The sequence below is a fragment of the Peribacillus frigoritolerans genome, assembly GCF_004358755.1.
Taxonomy (GTDB): Bacteria; Bacillota; Bacilli; order Bacillales; family Bacillaceae; genus Bacillus_P.
This window is the reverse complement of record NZ_SMZY01000001.1, coordinates 242,019-266,227: the sequence shown is the minus strand read 5'-3', so window position 1 is coordinate 266,227 and position 24,209 is coordinate 242,019. Positions and strand designations below refer to the sequence as shown.

29 protein-coding genes are annotated in these 24,209 nt (G+C 40.2%); 7 read left to right on the top strand and 22 right to left on the bottom strand.

What is annotated here, in order from left to right:
• Nucleotides 1-168: 168 nt before the first annotated feature.
• From hemW to gpr, 5 genes are all read right to left on the bottom strand, one after another.
• Nucleotides 169-1,320 carry a radical SAM family heme chaperone HemW gene (gene hemW, locus E2R53_RS01265; RefSeq protein WP_133310051.1) on the bottom strand — a complete coding sequence of 384 codons (1,152 nt, stop codon included), beginning with the start codon at nt 1,318-1,320 and terminating at the stop codon, nt 169-171.
• Between the two features lie 98 nt (nt 1,321-1,418).
• Nucleotides 1,419-3,245, bottom strand: coding sequence for a translation elongation factor 4 (gene lepA / locus E2R53_RS01260; protein ID WP_133310050.1), 1,827 nt, complete (start codon nt 3,243-3,245; stop codon nt 1,419-1,421).
• Nucleotides 3,246-3,702: 457 nt separating this feature from the next.
• Entirely contained in the window at nt 3,703-4,047 is a 345-nt protein-coding gene (locus E2R53_RS01255; protein ID WP_286166034.1) for a YqxA family protein, read from the bottom strand.
• A 24-nt stretch (nt 4,048-4,071) separates the two neighbouring features.
• Nucleotides 4,072-5,268, bottom strand: a complete 1,197-nt coding sequence (spoIIP, locus tag E2R53_RS01250) for a stage II sporulation protein P (RefSeq protein ID WP_133310049.1) — start codon at nt 5,266-5,268, stop codon at nt 4,072-4,074.
• Nucleotides 5,269-5,333: 65 nt separating this feature from the next.
• Nucleotides 5,334-6,452 carry a GPR endopeptidase gene (gene gpr / locus E2R53_RS01245; RefSeq protein ID WP_070874388.1) on the bottom strand — a complete coding sequence of 373 codons (1,119 nt, stop codon included), beginning with the start codon at nt 6,450-6,452 and terminating at the stop codon, nt 5,334-5,336.
• A 209-nt stretch (nt 6,453-6,661) separates the two neighbouring features.
• Here gpr and rpsT point away from each other — a divergent pair, with 209 nt between their 5' ends.
• A complete protein-coding gene (gene rpsT, locus E2R53_RS01240) occupies nt 6,662-6,928 on the top strand; it encodes a 30S ribosomal protein S20 (RefSeq protein ID WP_070874389.1) in 267 nt (88 codons plus the stop codon).
• Between the two features lie 43 nt (nt 6,929-6,971).
• On the opposite strand, the gene holA is transcribed toward rpsT, so the two are convergent.
• On the bottom strand, nt 6,972-7,988 hold the full coding sequence (holA, locus tag E2R53_RS01235; protein ID WP_133310048.1) for a DNA polymerase III subunit delta: 1,017 nt from the start codon (nt 7,986-7,988) through the stop codon (nt 6,972-6,974).
• Nucleotides 7,989-8,289: 301 nt separating this feature from the next.
• Here holA and E2R53_RS01230 point away from each other — a divergent pair, with 301 nt between their 5' ends.
• Nucleotides 8,290-8,424 carry a YqzM family protein gene (locus E2R53_RS01230; protein WP_070874390.1) on the top strand — a complete coding sequence of 45 codons (135 nt, stop codon included), beginning with the start codon at nt 8,290-8,292 and terminating at the stop codon, nt 8,422-8,424.
• Between the two features lie 49 nt (nt 8,425-8,473).
• Here the strand turns inward: E2R53_RS01230 and E2R53_RS01225 are convergent, their stop codons facing one another.
• From E2R53_RS01225 to E2R53_RS01215, 3 genes are all read right to left on the bottom strand, one after another.
• Nucleotides 8,474-10,807, bottom strand: coding sequence for a DNA internalization-related competence protein ComEC/Rec2 (locus E2R53_RS01225; RefSeq protein ID WP_133310047.1), 2,334 nt, complete (start codon nt 10,805-10,807; stop codon nt 8,474-8,476).
• A 7-nt stretch (nt 10,808-10,814) separates the two neighbouring features.
• Nucleotides 10,815-11,363, bottom strand: coding sequence for a ComE operon protein 2 (locus tag E2R53_RS01220; RefSeq protein WP_133310046.1), 549 nt, complete (start codon nt 11,361-11,363; stop codon nt 10,815-10,817).
• Nucleotides 11,364-11,434: 71 nt separating this feature from the next.
• Nucleotides 11,435-12,061 (bottom strand): helix-hairpin-helix domain-containing protein, encoded by a 627-nt coding sequence (locus E2R53_RS01215; RefSeq protein ID WP_165970850.1) that lies wholly within the window; start codon nt 12,059-12,061, stop codon nt 11,435-11,437.
• Between the two features lie 84 nt (nt 12,062-12,145).
• Here E2R53_RS01215 and comER point away from each other — a divergent pair, with 84 nt between their 5' ends.
• Nucleotides 12,146-12,970 carry a late competence protein ComER gene (gene comER / locus E2R53_RS01210; RefSeq protein WP_133310044.1) on the top strand — a complete coding sequence of 275 codons (825 nt, stop codon included), beginning with the start codon at nt 12,146-12,148 and terminating at the stop codon, nt 12,968-12,970.
• A 78-nt stretch (nt 12,971-13,048) separates the two neighbouring features.
• Here the strand turns inward: comER and E2R53_RS01205 are convergent, their stop codons facing one another.
• From E2R53_RS01205 to E2R53_RS01170, 8 genes are read right to left on the bottom strand one after another with little or no spacing between them, the layout of a single operon-like run.
• A complete protein-coding gene (locus tag E2R53_RS01205) occupies nt 13,049-13,792 on the bottom strand; it encodes a class I SAM-dependent DNA methyltransferase (RefSeq protein WP_133310043.1) in 744 nt (247 codons plus the stop codon).
• On the bottom strand, nt 13,789-14,145 hold the full coding sequence (rsfS, locus tag E2R53_RS01200) for a ribosome silencing factor (protein ID WP_070874395.1): 357 nt from the start codon (nt 14,143-14,145) through the stop codon (nt 13,789-13,791). The genes E2R53_RS01205 and rsfS overlap by 4 nt, the downstream gene beginning before the upstream one ends.
• The gene (gene yqeK / locus E2R53_RS01195; protein WP_133310042.1) at nt 14,142-14,720 is read right to left on the bottom strand and encodes a bis(5'-nucleosyl)-tetraphosphatase (symmetrical) YqeK; all 579 of its coding nucleotides are present in this window, start codon (nt 14,718-14,720) and stop codon (nt 14,142-14,144) included. The genes rsfS and yqeK overlap by 4 nt, the downstream gene beginning before the upstream one ends.
• Nucleotides 14,710-15,279 carry a nicotinate-nucleotide adenylyltransferase gene (locus E2R53_RS01190; protein ID WP_133310041.1) on the bottom strand — a complete coding sequence of 190 codons (570 nt, stop codon included), beginning with the start codon at nt 15,277-15,279 and terminating at the stop codon, nt 14,710-14,712. The genes yqeK and E2R53_RS01190 overlap by 11 nt, the downstream gene beginning before the upstream one ends.
• 17 nt (nt 15,280-15,296) lie before the next feature.
• A complete protein-coding gene (gene yhbY / locus E2R53_RS01185; protein WP_133310040.1) occupies nt 15,297-15,590 on the bottom strand; it encodes a ribosome assembly RNA-binding protein YhbY in 294 nt (97 codons plus the stop codon).
• Nucleotides 15,584-16,426, bottom strand: coding sequence for a shikimate dehydrogenase (gene aroE / locus E2R53_RS01180; RefSeq protein ID WP_133310039.1), 843 nt, complete (start codon nt 16,424-16,426; stop codon nt 15,584-15,586). Before aroE ends, yhbY begins: the two co-directional genes overlap by 7 nt.
• A 15-nt stretch (nt 16,427-16,441) precedes the next feature.
• A complete protein-coding gene (gene yqeH, locus E2R53_RS01175; protein ID WP_435796772.1) occupies nt 16,442-17,545 on the bottom strand; it encodes a ribosome biogenesis GTPase YqeH in 1,104 nt (367 codons plus the stop codon).
• A 7-nt stretch (nt 17,546-17,552) separates the two neighbouring features.
• Nucleotides 17,553-18,083 (bottom strand): YqeG family HAD IIIA-type phosphatase, encoded by a 531-nt coding sequence (locus E2R53_RS01170; protein ID WP_083328033.1) that lies wholly within the window; start codon nt 18,081-18,083, stop codon nt 17,553-17,555.
• A gap of 374 nt (nt 18,084-18,457) precedes the next feature.
• Here E2R53_RS01170 and E2R53_RS01165 point away from each other — a divergent pair, with 374 nt between their 5' ends.
• On the top strand, nt 18,458-18,598 hold the full coding sequence (locus E2R53_RS01165; protein ID WP_133310037.1) for a sporulation histidine kinase inhibitor Sda: 141 nt from the start codon (nt 18,458-18,460) through the stop codon (nt 18,596-18,598).
• Nucleotides 18,599-18,601: 3 nt separating this feature from the next.
• Here E2R53_RS01165 and E2R53_RS01160 read toward each other — a convergent pair whose 3' ends face one another.
• Nucleotides 18,602-19,408, bottom strand: a complete 807-nt coding sequence (locus E2R53_RS01160) for a phosphatidylserine decarboxylase (protein ID WP_133310036.1) — start codon at nt 19,406-19,408, stop codon at nt 18,602-18,604.
• 100 nt (nt 19,409-19,508) lie between these two features.
• Between E2R53_RS01160 and pssA the strand changes: the two genes are divergently transcribed.
• A complete protein-coding gene (gene pssA, locus E2R53_RS01155; RefSeq protein WP_133310035.1) occupies nt 19,509-20,048 on the top strand; it encodes a CDP-diacylglycerol--serine O-phosphatidyltransferase in 540 nt (179 codons plus the stop codon).
• Between the two features lie 34 nt (nt 20,049-20,082).
• On the opposite strand, the gene E2R53_RS23010 is transcribed toward pssA, so the two are convergent.
• Nucleotides 20,083-20,247, bottom strand: a complete 165-nt coding sequence (locus tag E2R53_RS23010) for a hypothetical protein (protein WP_165970849.1) — start codon at nt 20,245-20,247, stop codon at nt 20,083-20,085.
• A 425-nt stretch (nt 20,248-20,672) separates the two neighbouring features.
• Here E2R53_RS23010 and E2R53_RS01150 point away from each other — a divergent pair, with 425 nt between their 5' ends.
• Nucleotides 20,673-20,813: a YrzI family small protein gene (locus E2R53_RS01150; protein ID WP_133310034.1), complete on the top strand. Its 141-nt coding sequence runs from the start codon at nt 20,673-20,675 to the stop codon at nt 20,811-20,813.
• A 178-nt stretch (nt 20,814-20,991) separates the two neighbouring features.
• Here the strand turns inward: E2R53_RS01150 and sigK are convergent, their stop codons facing one another.
• Nucleotides 20,992-21,720 carry an RNA polymerase sporulation sigma factor SigK gene (sigK, locus tag E2R53_RS01145; RefSeq protein ID WP_070874405.1) on the bottom strand — a complete coding sequence of 243 codons (729 nt, stop codon included), beginning with the start codon at nt 21,718-21,720 and terminating at the stop codon, nt 20,992-20,994.
• A gap of 214 nt (nt 21,721-21,934) precedes the next feature.
• Between sigK and E2R53_RS01140 the strand changes: the two genes are divergently transcribed.
• Complete coding sequence (locus E2R53_RS01140; RefSeq protein WP_133310033.1) at nt 21,935-22,681, top strand: SGNH/GDSL hydrolase family protein; 747 nt, start codon at nt 21,935-21,937, stop codon at nt 22,679-22,681.
• A gap of 63 nt (nt 22,682-22,744) precedes the next feature.
• Here the strand turns inward: E2R53_RS01140 and E2R53_RS01135 are convergent, their stop codons facing one another.
• Both E2R53_RS01135 and E2R53_RS01130 read right to left on the bottom strand, forming a co-directional pair.
• The gene (locus E2R53_RS01135; protein ID WP_133310032.1) at nt 22,745-22,984 is read right to left on the bottom strand and encodes a YrhC family protein; all 240 of its coding nucleotides are present in this window, start codon (nt 22,982-22,984) and stop codon (nt 22,745-22,747) included.
• 90 nt (nt 22,985-23,074) lie between these two features.
• Complete coding sequence (locus E2R53_RS01130) at nt 23,075-24,208, bottom strand: bifunctional cystathionine gamma-lyase/homocysteine desulfhydrase (RefSeq protein ID WP_133310031.1); 1,134 nt, start codon at nt 24,206-24,208, stop codon at nt 23,075-23,077.
• Nucleotide 24,209: the final 1 nt, after the last annotated feature.

The window sequence follows — 24,209 nt, the reverse complement described above, 5'->3', positions numbered from 1 at the left end:
CTCTGTTAGCACTCTGTATGCGTGAGTGCTAAATCTATAATAAAAAGTATCAAATCAAACGTTAAATGTCAATTATTTAGATTAAATTCCCTATGAGTTTATAGGTAAATCATTTAAGAAAAGGAAAACAAAAAGACAAGCGTAAAAACGCCGTCTTTTATGTTTACCCTATTCAGCAGGCACAACACCTAAAAATGCCTGAAAAACTTCATTTCCCAGTAATTTCCCCTGGTGAGTGAGTGAAATGGAATCCTCTCCATCATTTAACAGGCCTTTTTCAGTTTGTTCCTGGATCTGCAATCCAAAAACATTTGTAATAGGCATGCCGAACTTATCGGCAAATCTCTTTTTGCTGACTCCGGAAGATTTACGTAAACCAAGGAAAAGTTCCTCTTCCATCTTTTCAGCTTCTGTTACTTGATGCTCATTCAGATAGGGAAATCCTGTTTCTTCAATCAGCTGCATATATTTTTTCAGCGGACCTGCATTTGCCCGCCGGATATTGCCTGTGTAGCTGTGCGCTCCCGCTCCGATTCCGTAGTATTCTTCATTATCCCAATAAGTAAGATTATGTCTGCTTTCAAAACCTGGAATGGCAAAATTGCTGATTTCATATTGATGAAAACCATGCTGTTCCATCTCTTCCATGAGATATTCATACATGACGGCTTCATCTTCCTCAGGAGGAAGGATCAGTTTGCCTTTGGACATTAAATTATAAAAAACCGTTTTGGGTTCAACAATGAGAGAATACGAAGAATAATGCTTAACATCAAGGCCAAACGCAATCTTCAGGGAATCTCTGAAATCTTGGATTGTCTGCCCGGGCAGCCCGTACATCAAGTCAATGCTTATATTGTCAAAGCCTGCTTTTTTGGCTAGCTCAATGCTTTTCATGACATCAGCCGAACGGTGAGTGCGCCCGATCTTTTCAAGCAGCCTGTCGTTAAATGTCTGCACGCCGAAACTCAGGCGGTTTACGCCAAGGTCTTTCATCACCTTTAACTTTTCATATGAAAGGTCACCAGGATTCGCTTCTACTGCAAATTCGTGTAATGATGGGGATGGCTTAAACTCCTCATTTATTGCTGTCAGGAGCTTTTCCATTTGTTTTTCATTTAAAGCAGTGGGTGTGCCTCCGCCTATAAAAATTGTCTCAAGAGAATCTGACGGGTATTTTATAAGAGTGTTTTTCATTTCCATTTGCATGCTGTCAAGGTACTCCTCAACTGGCTGATTTTTCAAAAAGACCTTGTTAAAGTCACAATAATGACAGATCTGCTCGCAAAAAGGAATGTGTAGATATGCAGCTTTGACCATTTTTCTCACCTTCTAATAAAGAAGCCGCAGTGCGTTGACTGCGGCAAATGTTTTTTCTTACGATATCACACATTGTGTTTGAATGAAAATGATTGGAATTAGTTATCGTCCATTTTCAGAACAGCCATGAAGGCTTCCTGTGGAACTTCTACAGAACCGACGGTTTTCATTCGTTTCTTACCTTCTTTTTGCTTCTCAAGAAGTTTGCGTTTACGGGAGATGTCTCCTCCGTAGCATTTGGCAAGGACGTTTTTGCGCATTGCTTTGATTGTCGAACGAGCAACCACTTTTTGTCCGATTGCCGCCTGAATCGGCACCTCGAATTGCTGGCGCGGAATCAGTTCTTTTAATTTCTCTACAATGATTTTACCGCGGTCATAGGCTGAATCTCTGTGAACGATAAATGACAGTGCATCAATTTTCTCATTGTTGAGCAGGATATCCATTTTCACAAGCTGGGACGTTTTATAGCCGATCAGCTCATAATCAAATGACGCATACCCTTTTGTGTTTGATTTTAATTGGTCAAAGAAATCATAAACGATTTCCGATAATGGAAGTTCATAAACAATGCTGACTCTGTTTTCATCCAAATATTGCATATCGATAAAGTTGCCGCGTTTATTCTGGCAAAGCTCCATGACAGCACCGACATAATCGTTTGGAACCATTACGGTCGCTTTCACATATGGCTCTTCAATCCGGTCAATCTTTTGAGGATCAGGAAGATTGGATGGGTTATCAATCCGGACTTCGCTGCCATCTGTCAAAAAGACATTATAAATTACACTTGGTGCAGTTGTAATTAAATCAATTTTAAATTCACGCTCAATCCGTTCCTGGATAATTTCCATATGCAGAAGTCCAAGGAATCCGCAGCGGAATCCAAAGCCAAGTGCCTGAGATGTCTCCGGTTCATATTGAAGTGCTGAATCGTTAAGCTCCAATCTTTCTAAAGCCTCGCGCAGATCATTGTATCTTGCCGTATCAATTGGATACAGGCCGCAATACACCATAGGATTTAATTTACGGTAGCCTGGAAGCGCCTCGGTTGCACCATTTTTAGCGTCCGTTATCGTATCACCGACTCTTGTATCGCCAACATTTTTAATGGCAGCTGTTAAGAATCCGACATCGCCTACATTTAATTCATCAAGCAACAGAGCTTTAGGTGTAAATACACCGACCTCTGTTACTTCAAATTCCTTGCCCGTTGCCATCATCTTGATTTTTTGTCCGACTTTAACCGATCCCTCTACTACTCGGATGTATGCCACAACTCCGCGGTATGCGTCATATAAGGAGTCAAAGATAAGCGCTTTAAGCGGCGCATCAGGATCACCTTGTGGAGCAGGAACTTTTTCAACAATCTGTTCCAATATTTCTTCAATTCCGATGCCAGCTTTAGCTGAAGCAAGGACAGCTTCTGAAGCATCAAGACCGATTACATCTTCAATTTCCTGGCGGACACGTTCAGGATCAGCGCTTGGAAGGTCTATCTTGTTGATAATCGGAAGAATTTCCAGATCATTATCCAGAGCCAAGTAAACATTCGCAAGGGTTTGAGCTTCAATTCCCTGTGCAGCATCAACAACCAGTACAGCTCCCTCACAAGCAGCCAGACTGCGGGAAACCTCGTATGTAAAATCGACATGTCCCGGTGTATCAATCAAATGGAAAATATATTCTTCTCCATCTTTTGCTTTATATCTTAATTGAACGGCATTTAATTTAATCGTTATTCCGCGTTCTCTCTCAAGATCCATTGAGTCAAGAAGCTGATTTTTCATTTCTCTTTGTGTTAACGCTGACGTTTTTTCCAGAATTCTGTCCGCAAGCGTTGACTTCCCATGATCAATATGGGCAATAATCGAGAAATTGCGTATCTTGGATTGCCTATTTAATTTATCTTCTTTATTCTTCATAATCGTTCTATCACTCCTACTAAACTGGCCAATGCACTAAATTTGATTATATCAATAGGGGAAGTAACATTCAACACCGAAAAGCGGAACCGCCCGTTTAGCGCAGGCAGACAGATAAGGATCAGCCAGTGAAGGCGCTTTTTGCCTTTGCTCTGGCTGATCCGTTCTGGCCGAGGAGTTGGGCGATGGAGCTAGACAACACCGAAAAGCGGAACCGCCTGTTCAGGCCGAGCAGTCAATACGGAATTGATGGGTTTTCCAATTTAATTGGAGGGGTTTTGGAATTAATTCATGGGGTTTCCGAATTAATCGGAGGGGTTTCCAAACTAATTGGAGAATTTTTGTTCTGCCCGAAGACTGGGAGGCGGAGCTTGACACAGACAGATCAGGATCCACCACCTCACAAAAAAGAGGAAGGCCTCCAATCAGCTTCCCTCCATCCTATGCAATCTTCGGTTTATTGAAACAGGCTTTCAACCAGTCCTGCCAAAAATGTAATAAACCCCGTTATGACTGCACTTGCAAGCGCGGCAAATTTTTTTCCAAGCTGGGAAAAGAAATTGAATGCCTCCATTTCCTCGAGCTTTTCCTGTTTTTCTTCGAGATTATGGCTGACGCCTAATACGGAAGCTTCCAGTTCTCCTGATGAATCATTTTTCACTTCAAAAGCGCTGCTCAAATTGGGGTCATCGTATCCTTTCATTTTTACAAGACCCTGATTGGCCTGCTGCATGCCAAACAAAACACCAAGCAGCAGTATTGAGCATAGGACAAAGCACTTTAGCATGAATTTCATCATCATACTTCCCTCTAATCTGAATTTATCTTATTTTTTCTCAGGAGCTGCAGCATTTACTTTTTCTGCCTGCCAGTAATACTCACTGAAAATATCTGCAACTGCATCTGCAGTACGGTTAAGTTCCTCCAGGTTGTTATCGATGCCGCCGAATTCAATCAACATTGCATTTTCTGTAAGATCCTGATTATACAGGCTGTTTGAACCTGGGGAATCTTTAAGGAACACACCTCTGCTCAGCCCCGGGTATTTTGCTTCAATTCTTTTATGAAGCTCGGAGGCCAGTTGTTTGTTTTTATCATGAAGAGGATTTTTCCCCCCTATGACGAATGCAACCTTGGCATATTTCTTCCCGTTAATATCTGCGGTTGTTATTTTATAAGGCTGTGAATCACGGTGAATATCAATTACATACTGAATCTCTTTATTTCCCGCCATTGCTGTTTCAACTGTCGGCCGGGACATGGTATATGCTTTTGTAAATGACCAGCCCTTCTCATTCAGTTTCTTCATGAAATTGGTTTTATCTACGTTTGTTCCGATTCCTTTATCTTCAAGTGCTTTTCCGAGTCTGTCTCCTACGAGTGTTACGTTTGCTTCTGAATGATAAGCGCTGTTTGCATTTTTGACATTCTTTAGCATAGGCAAATAGGATTCTGTTGTATGTGTATGGTAAATGTAAACCACTTTCCGTTCTCCTGTTGTCGCAATCGGCGGTGTTTTTGACTGATCCGGCTGATCATCCGCACCTTCCAAGTCAGCGATTGATGCTTCCCGCTCCTCTAGAAGCACCTCTGTCGGCGGGGGAGATTCAATTGGCATTGTTGTATAATCGGTTCCTTCTCCCGCAACTACAATTTCGCTGTCAAAAAGGGTAAATCCAGGGAGCTCCCTTCCAAGCAGACTTCGGGGGTCTTCAGGGTTGATGCTTGTTGCCGCTTTGAAAAATAAAGATGAAACACTTGGCGGTTTAGCTTCTTCAGGCAGATCCTGAACAAAATAACGATTTTCAAAACCAAGCAGATGAATAAAAGAATTGCCTGTTATATTATTTGTTAATTCATTAATTGATTTTGAAGTGATTCTATATTCAGGCTTTAAGGAAGTCAGCGCGCCTGAAAGTAAAAATACGAGCATAAACCCGATAAAGCCGAGTGCAAATCCTTTTTTCAAGCTTGTCCCATTCAAAGTTACTATTATTCCGCGATTAGTTCGAGAATGCTTCATCTTCTTCCTCCTTCAAAGCTTGCCTGCTTAACTATATGCAGCAGCCGGAGAAAGTAGACTGATTTTTAATGCGTATATGACCTCGCGTTGCTGCTGTCCACCTGCTGATGAAGTGCCTCGTTCAGCCCATTCGCTACAACTGTTGCCATGTCTTCAATAAAGGTGTCAACTTCCTTTGGAGTCACCATCAAATTATGTCCAAGCGGAGAGAGGACTTCGTGGATCAGTCTTCTTTTTTCTTCATCCTCAAGAGTTCCAATGATTCCAAGGAATTGCTGTCTATGTTCATCTGATGGAAGATCTTCATCGGAAAGCACTCTTTTTTCTCCAAATGACATCCCTGCCGGAGTGAGCGACTTCGAAGGACGGTCTCCTTCCTTCATCTCTCTTCCGAAGTGCTTTAAAATAAAATCAATCGTATCGCTTGTGATTGAAACAGCATCCACCACTGTCGGAATGCCAAGTGCAATAACAGGAATGCCCAGGGTGTCCATGCTTAACTCTTTGCGTTTATTTCCTACGCCAGATCCCGGATGAATTCCTGTATCTGAAATTTGAATCGTTGTATTTACACGCTCAATCGATCTTGCAGCCAGCGCATCAATGGCGATGACAAAATCAGGATTGCTTTTTTCAATAATGCCGGTAATAATATCGCTTGTTTCAATTCCTGTAATCCCCATTACCCCAGGAGATATCGCGCTCACTGGTCTGAAGCCTTCCTGAACATTTTCAGGCTGAAGCTGAAATAAATGACGTGTAACAAGAAGGTTTTCTACAACGCGTGGGCCAAGCGAATCTGGTGTCACATTCCAGTTGCCAAGACCCACTACAAGACAGCTTGCATCCTTTGGAATCTTCAATCCATCCATAAAACTGCTGAATTCTTTTGCGAAAACGTCTACAACCTGATTTTGCAGCGCTGTATCTTTTTGGCGAATCCCCTGTACTTCAAGGGTCAAATAATTTCCAGGCTTCTTTCCGGTAAGCTCTGCTCCCTTCTCGGTAATTTGAAGAGATGTTATTTTCACTCCATTATCATCCCGCTCTTTAACAATTACGCCTTCAATCTCGGGTGATTTCTTTTCGGGCTCAGGTGTTTTTGTTTCAGCTGCCAAATCGCGTGCTTCAATGGCCAAATCTGTTCGGACTGAATACATACTTAAATCTAAAGGTTCTTTCAATGTCATAACCTCCTGGCTGCATAGTCTTTCTTAATCTGTATTTTTGCCTTAATTTCCAGCTTTCATTCTTGACAGTCATAAGCCGTGATAATTTCCTTTACAATTATATTGCAATCTATATGTCCGTTTGATAAAATATCACTTGTTCTTATTATTGATGAAAATGTCGAGTATAATAGATCTCGAATGCTTTTTAGGAGGTGAAACGAATGCCAAACATCAAATCTGCAATCAAACGCACAAAAACTAACGCTGAGCGCAATGCACACAATGTAACAATCAAATCTGCTATGCGTACTGCTATTAAAAGAGTAGAAGCTCTAGTTGTTAACAACGATGCTGACAATGCAAAAGCTGCACTAGCTGTAGCTTCTAAAAGAATTGACAAAGCTGCTCAAAGTGGTCTAATCCACAAAAACGCTGCTGCTCGTTACAAATCTCGTTTAACGAAATCTGTAAACGGTCTTTCAGCATAATAAAAAAATCCTCTTCCCGAGAAGAGGATTTTTTTTATGGGCTTTATTTGAACAATCGGAGCAAAAATAGTTCAACGGCGAGTCTTTTATCCATTTTGCCGGTTTTCATGTCATAGTCTGCGTCACCCAGCTGATTCATAATCGATGTCAGTTCCTGAGTTTGAAAAAGCTGTGCCTGCTGCATGGCAAGCTTCACCCGGAATGGATGCACCTTAAGATTCCCTGCAATTTGCTGCTGTCCGTATCCCAGAACAGACAGCTCTTTCACTTGAAGAATCAATCTGAATTGATTAATCAGCAAGGATAAAATCTTGATAGGTTCCTCGTTTGCTTTCAGCAGATCATAAAAAATCTGCATGGCGCGAGTCCTGTCTTTGCGGATAACCTTCTCAATCAACTCGAAAATATTTTGCTCAAGTGTTCTTGAAACAAGAGAAGAAACAATGTCTTCCGTAATCATTCCGCCTTCACCCGCATATGTACTCAGCTTTTTTATTTCTTGTGAAATGGCCATTAAATTTCCGGCTGTCAGCAAATATAGCCGATCTCTTGCGGAGTCCTGAAGTGCAATGGCATTTGCATCTGCCAGTTCCTTCATCCACTTTTTTGTTTCATGCTCAGAAAATCCATTCATTTCAACAGCTTCAGTCATTTTTTTTACAGCTTTAGTGATTTTTTTTCGTTCATCCAGCTTTTCGTAAGGTGCTACAATAATCAAAATGGTGTAGGGAGCAGGACTTTTCAAATACTCCTCTAATTTTTCAATGCGGTGTTCTATCTTTTCTTTCTTCTTTTCACTTGTTAAAAAGTGAGGATTCTTAAGAATAACCACTCTTTTTTCACCTAAGAAAGGAAGTGTTTCTGCATCTTCAATGGCAGATTCCAATGCTGTTTCAGACAGGTCATACTGAGCAAGATTAAAATCCATTTCAGATGGATCCAAAGCAGCTTCAATAATCAGCTGAACGGTTTCCTGAATAAGATAAGATTCCTTTCCAAGAAGCAGGTAAGCAGGCTTCAGCTGTTTATTTTTCAAATCTTTCCAGACGTTTGATATCATTTTATCACCCAGTTTCAATCATTCTTTTCTAATCCTATCGGTCTCCTGCCTGTTTAGCAAGTGCGGATTTTGTAAATGGGCAAAATGAACAGGGAACAGGCTCAGCCGGTTCCCCTATATATAAACGCCACCGCCCATGCCCCAGGTTACATGTGCAGGTAAGCGATCGATATGTTGTCATTATTTTTCTCATGCTGATGGGTTTCTATAGGTGTAAAGTGTTGTCAAAACCCATATTGGAAAATGATAGATTTTTTGTATGATTTGGCTTATACTATAAGGCATATAGGAGGGGTAAATTGTGAATGAATTTGAAAAGAATGTTCAAAGCAAACGCAACGATGCAGTAGACTCGGGTGTAGGATTTATCGTTTCATTTGGTTTTTTTGCCACTATTTTCGTATTAGCGACAGTTATCAAGTTAATCGGTTCATGACAACCCTTACATAGAGACTGCAGAGCAGTCTCTTTTTCATTTTCATAAATCATTTATCTGATACGCTATCGTATGGAGGCTGCACGGAAAACGTTCCACTGTCACCGTGAAATTTATACGTAATCGAACCATCCCTTTTTGTTTGAAGATCTGATACATCATATTTTTTCAATAGCTGAAGAATTTCATCATGAGGATGGTTATACCGGTTGTTCTCACCTGCTGAAATTAAAGCAAACTCCGGCTGAAGCTGCTTTACAAACGATTCTGATGTAGAACCTTTGCTTCCATGATGACCAACCTTTAATACGTCGGTTTTTAGACCTTTATATTTTTCAAGGATACGCTTTTCTCCTTCGTGCTCTAAATCACCCGTAAACAGCCACTTCAAACCTCCAATCTTTGCAAATATAACTAAAGAATCGTCATTTTCACTCTCTGATAAAGCAATTGGAGATAAAATGTGCAAGTTGAAAAAATGGTCAGCTACAGCGTCACCGCTTTTCAAAACTGAAACCACCGTTCCTGTACTTTTCGCTTTATCGATGATTTCCTGCTCAAATTCCCCTCTTAAAAAACCATATGGCACGATCAGCTCCAAGACACGTATTTCAGCAAGAAGATCGATGACCTCCCCGGCGTGGTCTGCATCTCCATGAGTCAGAATCAGTTTATCCAGGGTTCTTTTGCCTTTTGATTTCAAAAAAGGAATAAGTGTATCTTCAGCGATTGAATAAGCGCTGCTTTTTTCTTTCCATTTTTCCTGATTAAATGACAGCATACCGCCAGTATCGATTAAGTATGTCCCCTGATTATGCGGTGCAGAGAGGTAAATAGAATCACCCTGTCCAACATCAAGCATCACGATCTCACCCGTTTGAACAAAATACTCTGATTCGTGCTGATAAAAAAGCAGAAGCACAAGGAATGAAACGAAAAGCCTCATTTCTTTCAATCGATGGGATTTCTCATATGCAATAAATGCCTGACATAAAAACAATGTAAATAGAAACAGAAAGATAAAAGATGGTTTGCCAAATAGAAGCATAAATGAAGGCAAGCTGCTGATAAACAGCACAAGATCATTGCTGATTTGCAGCACAAGATCCGTTAAAGCGATCAGGAATGATCCAAATGGCGGAAAAATAATCATCGCAAGCACTGATACAAGTGATAAAGGAAGAATGACCACGGAGTAAAAAGGCACAAACAGAAGATTCATCGGCAGACTTAACAGGGAGATTTGATAAAAACTGTACAAAATAACCGGAAGGGATGAGAGCTGGGCAACTGATGATACCGCAACCAGCTGATAAAAGCGGTTGTTCATTTTTGAAAAAGCCCTGGCTGACAGAATAAGGGCCATACTCACTGAAAAGGATAATTGAAAGCCAACATTAAATAAGTAATATGGATCTGCAAAAAGCAAAATAAGAAACGTAACGGAAATAACATCAATTGTAGAGAGCTGCAGCTTCAATTGTTTTGATGCAAGATAAAGCATGCTCATCCCTGCAGCCCTGAGGACGGAAGGCGCCCCTCCAGCAATTATGCAATAAACCGGCAGTGATAGGATTAAAAGAAGTTTCACTTTTTCATGCGTCATTCCTGACCTGATTAAGATAAAGTAGAGTCCGGAAACTAAAATACCGACATGAAGACCAGAGATCGCAAGTAAATGAACGATGCCAAGCTCCTGATATGCCTTATTAATATCTTCGGAAATATTAGTACGTTCCCCGTATAGAAGTGCCTGCACAATTCCCCGGGATTCCTCCGGAAATACCTCAGAAATAAACAGAATGCCAGCTTGTCTGAATTCTTTCAGTTTTTCAGACAGCGTTTGATTTTCTTTCCTGCATTGCTCAATTGAATCTGCCTTAAGAATCCAATGAATCCGATTGTTTTTAAGGTAATCTGCGTAATCAAAAGCATTTGGGTTGGTAGCATGTTTAGGAGGCTTTAATTCCCCTTTAAAAGTACAAGATGTGCTGATCTGCAATAACCTGTACCTGTTTTTCTCTTCCTCTGAACTGAAATAGTATACGGCACTTATTTTTTCTTGATTAGCATTTATAACACCTTTCATTTGATTGCCGTCAATTTGAGGAAACTCAGCGAATTCCCCCTGAACGGTTATTTTGCCCTCATTAAACCTTGATGCATTGCTTTTTTCTACTGCATGGAAATGAAAAATGAAGAGAATTAAAATGGCCATACAGCCAATCAGCAAAGTCGTTTTTTTGCGGAAAAGAAGATAGGCACAAAAAAGAAGAATGGTGAAGGAGGATATCGGATGGAATGGAAATTTTGCAGCAGCAACGGCTAAACCGGCTGCTGCCGCAAAATAGATGACCTTTCCTTGATAGCTTATTTTAGACATGCTGAAATTATACGTTGCTTTTGAACAGCTTATTTGCTTTTTCTAAAAGCACGTTGCGTTCTTCGACATCATTTACCTTTACAAGCAGTTCGTCGATGAATTTTCTCTGTTCGAAAGCAAGAGGGTCTGCATTCGCTTCAACCTGCTCTACATGAACGCCAGCTTGTTCAAATAGCTCCGCTGCATACGGATGATTTTTGTAGCTTTCCGCAAAATAGACCTTTTTGATGCCGCTTTGAATAAGGGCTTTGCAGCATTGCAGACAAGGAAAATGTGTCACATAAATTTCTGCGCCTGCGGTCGGCACGCCAAATTTAGCACATTGCAGCAGCGCATTCATTTCAGCATGAATGGTTCTGACACAGTGATTATCGATGACATAGCATCCCTCATCAATACAATGGACGCCTCCTGCTATTGAACCATTATATCCTCCGGCAATAATGCGCTTGTCCCTGACAATTGTAGCTCCTACCGCAAGGCGAGTACATGTGCTTCTTAGAGCAAGCAGATGACTTTGCGCCATAAAATACTGATTCCAGGAAATTCTGTTCATGTTATCCCCCATTTGTAGAAGTAGCTGTAGCTCTTCCTTTAGTGTATCGATAGTAGGAAAAGCCCGTCAATTCATTTTACTGAAATACTGTCTTTTAATTTTTCGAACGATTTTTCCCCAATTCCTGAAACGTTCAAGATATCCTCTATTGTTTTGAACCCGCCCGCTTCTTCGCGGTATGCAAGAATGGCTTCCGCCTTCGCAGGACCAATCCCTGTAAGCGTCTGAAGATCCTCTGATGTTGCTTTATTAAGATTGACTTTCTGCTCTTCAGCATCAGCTCCTGCTGCAGGCTGCTGAATTAGATTTTCTGCAATCTCACCCTGTTTTGGAATATAGACAATCATCCCATCCTCAAGAAGCTCTGCAAGATTGATTTGAACGGCATCTGCAGCATTAGTTAAGCCTCCTGCTTTTTCTATGACATGATGAAACCTTTCTCCGGGCTTCATTTCATATACACCAGGCTTTTGAACTTCGCCTTTCACATCTACAATGACTGTCTGGTCTGCTTCATTCTCTTCTGATTCAGGCTCTTCGTTTAAAGCCTGCTCACCGGTTAATAAAGCAGCTTCATCTTTGTTCATTTGAGGAGTATGTTCTGCCGGTATTGAATTTTGCTGCGTTTGATGCAGAAAAAAAGCGGCGGCAATACCAATCACACCGACTAAATATTTATATTTTTTTAGAAATTCCATGCATTGCTCCTTCATGTGATTCATATTTTTTCATCTTTTTTCATAAAGTGTAGGAGAAAGTATGTTAAAGGAGGGGATGAAACATTGAACGCAGGCTTTATTGGAACAGGGAATATGGGGAAAATATTAATTGAAGCGTTTATTGAATCGAATGCACTTAAGCCCTCAGCCATTCATATTACAAATCGAACATTTGAGAAAGCGGCAAATCTAAAAAAAGAGTATCCAAAAATAAATTTATATTTAACACCTGAAGAAATCGCTCGGCAATCTGAGCTTATTTTTATATGTGTGAAGCCGCTTGACATTCACCCCCTTTTAGTAAAATTATCACCCTATTTACGAAAAGATCAGTGCATCATCTCTATAACAAGTCCAATTAATGTTGAACAGCTTCAGTCTATAGTTAATTGCCAGGTCGCCCGTGCCATTCCAAGCATAACAAACCGGGCACTATCAGGTGTGTCGCTGCTTACTTATGGAAACTGCAGTCCATCTATGCGGAAGTCAATTGAGGAATTATTTCAGGCCATTTCAAATCCTTTTACAATCGACGATCACATAACAAGAGTTTCATCCGATATCGTAAGTTGCGGCCCGGCATTTTTCAGCTACCTTCTGCAAAGATTTATAGATGCCGCAGTCAGAGAGACAGAAATCACAAAACATCAGGCTGTTCAATTGACGAGTGAAATGGTTATTGGGCTTGGAAAGCTGCTGGAGAGCGAACTGTATACACTTCCAACATTGCAGGAGAAGGTGTGCGTAAAAGGCGGCGTAACTGGCGAAGGCATAAGTGTAATGGAAGCAGAAATCGGCGAGGTGTTTGAGCACTTATTTCAGAGAACACACAGGAAATACAATGAGGACCTAAGAGAGGTAAAAGAACAATTCGAAATATATGAGTGATATAGTAGGATTTCTCCATTCGTTTCTATTTTCCTTCCGGCCTATAAAAAAACCATCGAAAAATATATTCGATGGTTTTTATTTCTTTGCGGCGACAAAAAAGATTCTCTCAGACTGAGATTCAGGAGGCTGATTTTTAAAATCTGCTGTTATTTCGAGTAAAGTAAAACCTGCTTGTTTAATCATCTCTTCATACTGATTCACAGGGTAAGTTCTTTGGGTATGATATTCATCAAATCGCTCATACATTGATCCCCGCTTTACAAAAAAGGACAAATCGTGTTCAATGCTGTCAGGTGCATCTCCAATAAAGCTGTTCCAGATATAACTTACTTCATCGTTATTATCAGCAAATGTAGCTTCATTGAATATTTCATGTATTTTATATATGGAATGCACATCAAAAACAAGGATCCCGTTAGGTGCAAGCTGGTCAAATGCAGCATTTAATGCAGCATGAACATCTTCTTCTGTCTCCAGGTAATTAAGAGAATCACAGCAGATAAAAATGCCGTCAAACAATTGGCCAAGCTCACTCGGCAATCTCATATCATGCTGAAAATATGGAATGCTTAATCCCTCGGCTGCCGTTTTCTGAAAGGCAATCGACAGCATTTCTTCGCTGATGTCCACCCCTGTAACGTGATATCCCTTTTGTTTCAGCCTGATGGAAATTTCTCCAGTGCCGCAGCCTAAATCAAGGACATTGGTTCCGCCATTTCCAAACTTGGCCATCCTTTCATGAAGGAACTCTGTCCAGAGGGTATAAGGAGCCTCTTTCATCAGTTCATCATAAATCTCGGCAAACCCTTTATAAATCATTGTGAAAGGACTTTCTCCAGATTTTCAGATGGAGCATCTCCCCAAAGTTTTTCAAGCTTGTAATAGTTTCGCTCATCTTTATGGAAAACGTGTGCAACAACATCACCCATGTCAATCAGCACCCAGCGTGCTTCATCAAATCCTTCCAGGCGCTTAACCTCAATGCCGTTTTGTCCCGCCTGATCTTTCATCTCTCTTGCAATTGCCTGTACTTGTTTATCTGAATTTCCGTGACAAATTAAGAAGTAATCCGCGATTAATGAGATTCCTTCCATTTTCAGAGCTACGATGTCTTCTCCTCTTTTGTCATCTGCTGCTTTTGCTACAATTGCCAACGTTTCTTTACCAGTCAATATAATGTTCCTCCTTTTTCTTCAAAAACCAAAAAATTGTATGATTGCAGAGTCTCTGGATAGATTGCCTGATTTTTTTTCAGCAAAAATAAAATCGTATTTTTCATCGACACAATCAGTGCTTTATTTAAATCATTCTTTGCAAGCTCTCTTACTTCGTCTGCACCCGGAAAGATTCTTCCAGGTTCAATATAATCTGCAACATAAATAACTTTATCTAGCAAAGTCATATTTTCTCTTCCAGATGTATGGTAACGGATTGCATCCAAAACCTCTGCATCATATATGCCTGCTTCTTTTTCAACAAGATAAGCACCTACTGGAGCATGCCATAATTCCGGACTGTGAATTAACAATTCCTTAGTCATATTCTGCTCGATAATGATTTGTTTCATCTCATCTTTGCTGCGGAACTTGGCATAATCGTGAAAAATGGCCGCTGTTTCAGCTTTTTTCACATCTGCTCCATATTGTTTTGCAAGTGCAATTGCCGTTTCCATTACCCCGATTGTATGCTCATATCTGTGATCTGTTAAATGTTCCTTCACTAAAGCTAATGCTTTTTCACGTTCCATATAAGTGATTCTCCTCAATATAGCCTCTCACTTCATCCGGCAGTAAATAATCTGTTGAATAACCAAGTCTTATCCGCTCTCTAAGCATAGTTGAAGATACTTCAAAAATTGGCGCATCGACTTCAATGACTGGATATTCTGTATCTGATTCAAAGCCTGCACGTTTAACGCCTACAAATTGAACTAGTTCAATCAGGTGATCAATTTTATGCCATTTGGGCAGAAATTCAATCATGTCTGCTCCAATAATAAAGTAAAACGAGCAGTCTGGAAATTGGTTTTTCAGCAAAATAATTGTATCGTAGGTGTACGAAGGGCCATTTCTCTCAAATTCAATGCTCTGAACCTTAAATCCTGGCCGCTTTTCTGTACACAGCTGAAGCATGTGAAGCCTGTGTATACTGTCCGTTGTGTCATCGCTGTCCTTATGGGGCGGATTTTGGTTTGGCATAAACCAAATTTCATGAAGATGAAGAGAATGCAATACTTCATTTGCCATTAATAAATGTCCAAAATGAGGGGGATCAAATGTGCCCCCAAATATTCCGATTTTCCTCATCTTCTCCACCTCCCCATTTATCTAGGCAGTTTAAGCTGTTTATTTTCTTTTGATTCTTTATATAACACGATCGTATTGCCGATTACTTGAACAAGCTCAGCTTTTGCTCCTTTTGACAGAGCTGCTGCTACTGAATCGCGATCCTCTTCGCAGTTCTGAAGAATACTGACCTTGATCAATTCTCTAACTTCAAGTACATCAGCAATCTGCTGGATCATATTGTCATTTACCCCGCCCTTGCCCACTTGGAAAATCGGGTTTAAATGATGTGCTTCTGCACGTAAAAAACGTTTCTGTTTACCAGTTAACATGTAAATCCTCCTAATTGTTCGTAAACTAATTTGCTCATTCTTGCTGTATCCGGCTTTTCACCGGTCCATATTTCAAAGGAAAGAGCTGCCTGATGGACAAACATTCCTACTCCATTCAATGTTTGTGCTCCGGCCACTTCTGCTTCCTTTAATAGAGCTGTCTTTACCGGATTATAGACGATGTCACTCACAATCGAGCCTTTTTTTAAATTTGTCAGCTCAAATGGCTTCTGTTCAGTATTCGGGTGCATCCCGATTGCAGTTGTCTGAATGATGACATCATAGTCTGAAAGTCTCTGTTCTGACTCGCTCAGTGAGAGAACCCTTCCGGCACTTGCTGCAGGACATACCTTCATAAGCTGTTCTGCTTTGGCAAGTGTCCTATTGGCAAGATCGATTCTTTCACAGCCTTCTGAGGCAAGAGTGAAATAAATCGCTCTTGCAGCACCGCCGGCGCCAATAATTAAATACCTCTGCTCCTGCAGAGGTTTGTTCAAAAGATGTTTTAAAGACTGCAGATACCCCTGCCCATCTGTATTATACCCAATTAGACAGCCGTCTTTATTAAGGACTGTATTAACCGCTCCAAGCAGTTCTGCAGTTTCATCAAGCTTGTCTAAATATGGGATAATGGAAACCTTATGCGGAATGGTCACATTAAAGCCGGCTATTCCTAAAGCCTTCATTCCTGCTATCGCAGCCTGCAAATCATCTTTTTCAACATGAAATGCATGATAGGAAGCTTTTAGCTCTTTTTGCAAAAAAGCATCATTGTGTATAAGCGGTGACATGGAATGCCCGACAGGACAGCCAATCAGTCCATATACTCTATTCATGAAAGTCTCTCCCAATCAGATTAATGATGGTCTCAATGTAACATTTACACCTTTTGGGGCATATGCCGTTACTTTCTTATTCCCTTCGTTTACCGTCACCCATCCAAGTCCCGAGAAAACAATATCTGTTTTATCTTCTTTGATTGTAAATTCATGCGCAGTAAGTTCAGGGAATTCTTCCAATTGCTCCATGCGCGGAGGCGTAAGCATATCACCTGCGTGTCTTTTGTACAGTTCATCTGCGTTTTCCTGTTTTGTCCGGTGGATATTCAGTTCGGAAGGAACGTAGCAAGTAAGAGAAGTTCTTCCCCCGCTTAAATAATCCAGGCGCGCAAGACCGCCGAAGAATAAGGTCTGCATTTCATTTAATTGAAAAACCTTTGGCTTGACTTCCTTCTTTGGAGACAAGAGCTTGAGGTCGTTTTTATCTACGAAATGGGCCATTTGATGATGATTAATGATTCCAGGTGTATCATATAATGATGATCCGTCATCAAGGGGAATCTCAATTAGATCAAGAGTCGTACCAGGGAAGTGGGAAGTCGTTATAACGTCTTTTTCTCCCGATACCTCTTTAATAATCCGGTTAATAAAAGTAGACTTTCCAACATTCGTGCAGCCTACTACATAAACATCCTGACCCTCGCGGTATTGCTCAATCGCATCCGTTACTTCAGGAATGCCCTGACCTCTTGCAGAACTGATCAGAAAAACATCAACAGGATTCAATCCAAATTCCTTCGCTTCACGCTTCATCCAGTTGATTAATTTTTGCTTCTTAACGGATTTTGGCAGGATATCCGCTTTATTACCGACAAGCAAAATCGGATTTCCTCCAACAAAACGCTGAAGACCATTCAGCCAGCTTCCGTTGAAATCAAAAATATCAACGATTTTCACAACAAGAGCATTTGTATCGCCAATCCCATGAAGGATCTTCAAGAAATCTTCATCAGTTAAGGACACATCTTGTATTTCATTGTAGTTTTTTAAGCGGAAGCATCTTTGGCAAATAATCACTTCTTTTTGCAGTGCACTCTCAGGCGCATAACCAAGCTCGTCCGGATTTTCCGTTTGAATCTTTACGCCGCAGCCAATGCAGACAAATTGTTCTTCTATCACTAGATTAATCCTCCCATTGAATTAAGCCTTTTCTTTTAAGAGCAGCTAAAATTCTGCGTTCAATTTTACGGTTCAGTCTTGTTACAAGACCGTCTGTAGAAGCAACAGGCACAACTAAAATGGTATGAAAACCATTGCGGTTTCCTCCGAGTACGTCTGTTAAAAGCTGATCACCAATGACAACTACGTCCTTTTTTTCAAGGTTCATATTCTTTACAGCACGTCTGAAGGCTTTTCCCATAGGCTTTCTTGCTTTATATATAAATGGAATGTTTAGCGGATCTGAAAATGATTTCACCCGTTTTTCTACATTATTAGAAACAATGGTCACAGCGATACCATGATCCTTCACATCTTTAAACCATTCAATCAGCTTTGGTGTAGCGCTTGGACGGTCCCACTCTACAAGGGTATTATCCAGGTCAGTAATAATCCCCTTTACTCCCCGCTCTTTAAGAACCATAGGAGAAATTTCAAAGATATTTTTTACATATTCACCGGGCAGGAATAGATTTAACATATATAAACACCTCATCGAACATTTTTTGGCCAAATTACATCATATCTGATTTTGCACGTTCTTTCAAAAGAAACTTGACAGCTGCGGAAAGCAACTGCAAGTATTCAATATATTTTTCGACAAAATTTGTAAAAAATCAACACCTGTGGATAAGCTTATGCACATTATACACTCATATAAATTCCTCTGATTTAGAAATTATAAACAAGATATTAACAGCTTATCCACCATCTTCTGTGGATAAGAGAACGATTGTTCTATTTTTTAATTCATGTTAGATTTAATTTACTAGCAGAAAATAACATATTAGTATATGCATGGTGTTGATATATAAAACCTTTACCTTATCCATAATTGGAGGTGCAAGCCGGAAATTTCGGCGCAAAGAGATGCGAAAACTATCTGATGAACTATTGATTGAATCGTATTTTAAAGCAACAGAGATGAATTTAAGCGAAGATTTTATTGAATTAATCGAAAATGAAATTAAACGCCGATCTCTGACTCACGTTTTAAAAGCATCCAGTTAGCTTTTAAAGCGTGATGTCCTCTCTTTTCATTTTTTTCACAGCCAATACCTCTCCTGCTTTCACTTCCTTCTTCAAAGCGACTGAATCTGCAAAATCAGTCTTATGTTTCTCAAACAGCAGAACAACTGTAGACCCAAAAGAAAAATAAGCCAGTTCTTCCCCTTTTCGAACCTTTTCATTAGCATGAGTTAATTGAATGGTATTTATAAACATTGCACCCACTTTTACAACTGCAATATGATTATGATCTTCTTCTTTAATTTCTGTTATTGTCCGGAAATTCTTTGACAGCGGTGATTTTCCGTACATTAAGCCCCAGCTGTTTACAGGATATGATGTTTTCCCAAGCTCATACTGTCTTTCAACCGTTCCTGAGGCCGGGCTGTGGATGCGGTGGTAATGACTTGGACTTAAATACAGAACAATAAACGAACCATTTATATATTTCTCTGCTAAAGCAGAATCTCCAAGCATATCATTAATGGAATAAGGCTGATTTTTGACAATAATGGCATCATGAGAAGAAATAGTGCCAAATTGTTCTATGACGGCATCAACTGGACTTATGATATGATTTGGGTTACCATCGAACGTTCTGGCATCTTTTTTTAATTCGCGAATAAAAAAATCATGCAGAGACGGATAGGCATCGATTTGCTTTTGAATTTCATTGACGTTGACTTGATAAATCTTCGTATAGGACGGAATAATAAAACGGCTTCGTGAAGATTTGGCAAATTTCATGATATACTTTGAAACAGGGAGAGAATTTGTAAGTTCGATTAGATTTTGGTACAGTTTTTTTCTCAAGTTAGTCCTCCAAAAAAAATTACTTTACTACATTGATTTTCATGCATAGAATGAAAGTAGGCCTATTTGGTCATTTATGCAATTATAAGGAAGTGCAATTATGTTTTTAATAAGTTACGTAGATGCAACAGTAAAAAAAATAAAAGCAAATACAGCTAACCTGCTGACGCTCGTTAATCTCGGCCTGGGCGGTTTTGCAATTCTATATACAATAAATGATGTCTTAAAACTAAGTCTATTGCTTATTTTTCTCGCAGCCCTTGCTGACAGGTTCGATGGAATGGTTGCCAGGAAGTTTAATATTGAATCAGAACTCGGAAAACAATTGGATTCAATGAGTGATATTATATCATTTGGAGTAGCCCCTGCACTACTTCTTTATAAAGGAATTCTTTTTGAGTTAGGTGCTCCTGGCGCATTTTTCACGGTTTTATACATTGGATGCGGCGCTTTCAGACTGGCAAGGTTTAATATCTCTGACAACTGCGGTTTCTTTAGCGGTCTTCCGATTACTGCAGCTGGCTGTATTCTGACTTTAAGCTATCTTTGGAAAGATTTTATGCCTGCATATAATTACATTTTTTTGCTGATGATTTTATCATTCTGTATGATCGCATCATTCAAAATACGAAAAATGTAGAAAACACCTCATGGAATGAGGTGTTTTTTTTTGGCTATTTGCAGTAATTATTGTAGTAATAGCCTCCTCCAAGAACAAGGAGAAGAATGAGCAGAACTACAATAAAGGCATACCAGTAGCCAAAGCCGGCGTATGGTGCATAAGGGTATGGGTACGGATATGGAGCAGGCGGTCCATAAAACGGTGCACACGTTCGCATTTGAGAGACCTCCTTTATCTGACTGTACTGATAAAATATGTGTCACGCGCCTGCTTTGTATGGGCAGGTGCCGGCCATCCGGGTGGTTAATATGTACAATTACCTTTTTTTGAAAAAAATGTGCCTAATTTGTGAAAAAAGGGTTTACAATATCATCCATTGTGGATATAATTACCATTGTAATCGAATTTATGAAAAGGGAGGTCGAATCAAATGTTGATCAATCAATTAAAAATGAATCAATTAAATATATCTCTATTCGGCCGAACTGGTGTACAATCTTAATTTAGTATTGTCCATACCGCCACAGGTTGAGTAGTATCAGCCTGTGGCGTTTTTATGCTCATTTTCATATGAACGTTTCACGCCACAGGTATGTCCTGTGGCGTTTTTTCATGGAAATCATTTAAAAAGGAGGTGATAGTATGACCATCCACTTATTGTTTGTTACTTTAACCATTAAACGAAAGCAAAAATCAATCGATCAAGTGCTGCATGAAGAACAAGTTTACCAATCTTATGAAGCCATGATGAACAAATGTTTTCAAATGTACAACGGCAACTAATCTATTTTTCAACACAATCATAATTAGAAAGGAGAGAGTTAAAATGATGATTCAAATGGTTTTAAGAATGCACCTCAATGTGGAGAAGGATACTGCATAGGCGAACCATCCATACGGCTGCCGCATCTTTCATTTTCAAAAGAAAAAAGCGAAGAAACCTCACGGGTTCTTCGCTTTTTTATCCTTTGCTCTTCTGCTGGTTTTTCTTTTCTTTTTCTGCCCGGTAAAATTCATGAAACATCTTCATTAAGGCCCTTTTTTCAATCCTTGAAACATAACTCCTTGAGATTCCAAGCTCCTTCGCAATTTCACGCTGTGTTTTCTCCTTTTGCAGATCAAGCCCGAACCTTCCGACAATCACTTCTTTCTCACGTTCATCAAGAATATCAATGAATTCCTTCACTTTCTCAAGCTCCATATTCAGCTGAATGGTATCAATGACATCTTCCGATTCAGACTTTAAGACGTCAATCAGGCTTATCTCGTTTCCTTCTTTATCCTGTCCGATAGGATCATGCAGGGAAACATCTTTTTTTGTTTTCTTCAGTGCCCTGAGGTGCATGAGAATCTCATTTTCAATACACCTGGCTGCATAGGTCGCAAGTTTTGTGCCTTTTCCTTCTGAGTAGCTTTCAATTGCTTTTATCAGGCCGATGGTTCCGATCGAAATAAGGTCCTCCGAGTCCTCTCCGGTGTTTTCAAACTTCTTGACGATATGTGCTACAAGCCGCAAATTATGCTCAATCAGCATATTGCGGGCATGTTCATCCCCTGTTGCCATAAGCCTGAGATACTTCTTTTCATCATTTGCTGACAAAGGCTGCGGGAAGGCATTGTTTTTGACATATGATACTAGGAAGACTAATTCCTTCAATAAGTACCCTAACGCTGCTAAAACCCCTGACATTGACCCACCTCCACGTACAGAATGTAGGCTTTAGCCTATAAAACATTTGTATGTATCGGGGTGCATGTTTGTGTCTGTACTAAGAAAGATTGTACGGAATAATCCTCGATTTTATTTATGAATAAAACGCATACATTGTGACACTTTTGAAAACCCTATTGATTCTTCCATATTTTTGATCAATAATGGATTTTAGTGATTTGGAGGTGCTTTGTTGAAAAAGTATTTATCTCTTGCCGCTTTTCTGCTGATTTTGATTTTAGTGAGCTGCGGAAATCGTTCAGAAAGATATACAATCGTTGCATTTGGCGACAGCAATACGCGCGGTGCAAACTGGACCATCCGCAATTATCAGGATACTGACAAATGGGTGAATTTGATAAAATCCACTTTACCTGTAAATGACAGGCAGGCTTTTATCCATAATGCCGGAGTTGGCGGTGAAACCACTGAGGATGCAAGGAAACGCTTTAAGCGCGATGTCCTGAAAATGGATCCTGATTTGGTCTTCATTATGTTTGGAACAAATGATGCAGTCATATTGCCGAATGGGAAACCTAAAGTAGACCGTGCCCGTTTTAAAGAAAACCTTCTCTACTATGTGCGTGAAGTAAGAAATGCAGGAGGCACACCTGTCCTAATGACCTGTTTGCCGATTGTAGAAGGAAATGGAAACGATAAACTCTATTACACCCGCTATCCTAAGAAGCTTTATGCTCATACAGACGGAGCCAGAAACTGGCATAACTCATACAACGATATTACCCGCGAAGTCGCATTTAAAAATGATGTCACACTAATAGATAACTGGACAAATATGGTGAAGTTTGCCGGAGGGGATTCAGATGAAGCGTTATTAAAATCTGGAATCATCGATCCATCAGGCAATCATATGACACCGCAGGGAGCAGAACTAATTTATTTATCTATCCTTGAAAGCAGAGTACTCGGTCCTAAGTAAAAGAACCCATCCTAAAGCAGGAATGGGTTCTTTTACTTATATATAAAATTATAAACACTTATTTTAAGCGTCTTCCTGCTCATCTAATCGTTTCTTATATGTGATGGAGCGTTTCATGCAGTAAAAGGATGCTGCCAAGAAGACAGCAGTCGTTCCCATCATCACATATTCTTTTATAGGGCTGGGCTCTAGGCCCTGTGCCGGTATCAGCATGCCGAGATATAAAAAGACACTGACTGCAAGCAGCACGAATGCGTATCTTTTGTAATCTGTCATTAGCTGCTTAATATCTTTTTTATTCATCTTAGTATCACCTGCCATGAATGTGTCTCTAATAAAACGATAACATATACCAGCGGTGATTTATGCATGTAAATTCCGGCAAAAGAGGAATTAGTTTAAAGCATTTTTTAAGTCTTCAATCAAATCCTCTGAATCTTCAATCCCTACAGAGATTCTTACTAAACCATCCGTGATGCCAAGCTCCATCCGGCGTTCTGCAGGAATTGAAGCATGCGTCATTTTTGCAGGAACAGAAATTAAACTCTCAACAGCACCTAAGCTTTCAGCTAAAGTAAAATACTTCACTTTTGACAGGACTTCTTCTGCTTTCTCTTCGCTTCCTACATCAAATGAAACCATTCCGCCGAAACCTGCTGCCTGTTTTTTGGCAATATCATGGTTTGGATGATCAGCAAGGCCTGGATAAAATACCTTTTCAACGGCTGGATGCTGAACAAGGAAATCAACAATCGCAGCAGTATTTCTTTCATGTGCCTCCATGCGCAGTGCAAGGGTCTTAATTCCGCGAATGAGCAGCCATGAATCTTGAGGCCCAAGGACTCCTCCAGTGGAGTTCTGGACAAAGTGAAGCTGTTCAGCCAGATCCTCAGAATTAACAACTACAAGCCCGCCTACAACATCACTGTGGCCGCCGATGTATTTTGTCGCACTATGAAGAACTATATCTGCTCCCATTAAAAGAGGAGTCTGCCAATACGGAGTGCTGAATGTATTGTCTACAATCGTTAGCAGCCCGTGTTTTTTAGCAAGAGAAGCAGCAGCTTCTACGTCCGTAATTTTAAGCAGCGGATTTGTCGGAGTTTCAATGAAGAGCGCTCTTGTATTTTCTTTAACCGCTGATTCAATGTTTGATAGATCGCTTGTATCAACAAAAGTAGTATCAATGCCAAGACGGTTTAACACTTTTGTCATAACACGGTATGTTCCCCCGTAAACATCATCTGTTAAAATAACATGGTCTCCGCTGTTAAAAAGCATCATAACTCCTGTTATGGCTGCCATGCCTGAACCAAATGCAAAGCCCGCATGTCCTTCTTCAAGGTCCTTAATCAGCTCTTCTAATGCGTGCCTTGTTGGATTGCCTGTTCTGGAGTACTCAAATCCTTTATGGTTGCCGACTCCATCTTGTTTATATGTGCTGACTTGATAGATTGGCGTCGATACGGCTCCTGTATGAGGATCACCGACAATACCTCCGTGAATCATCTTTGTTTTGCGCTTCATT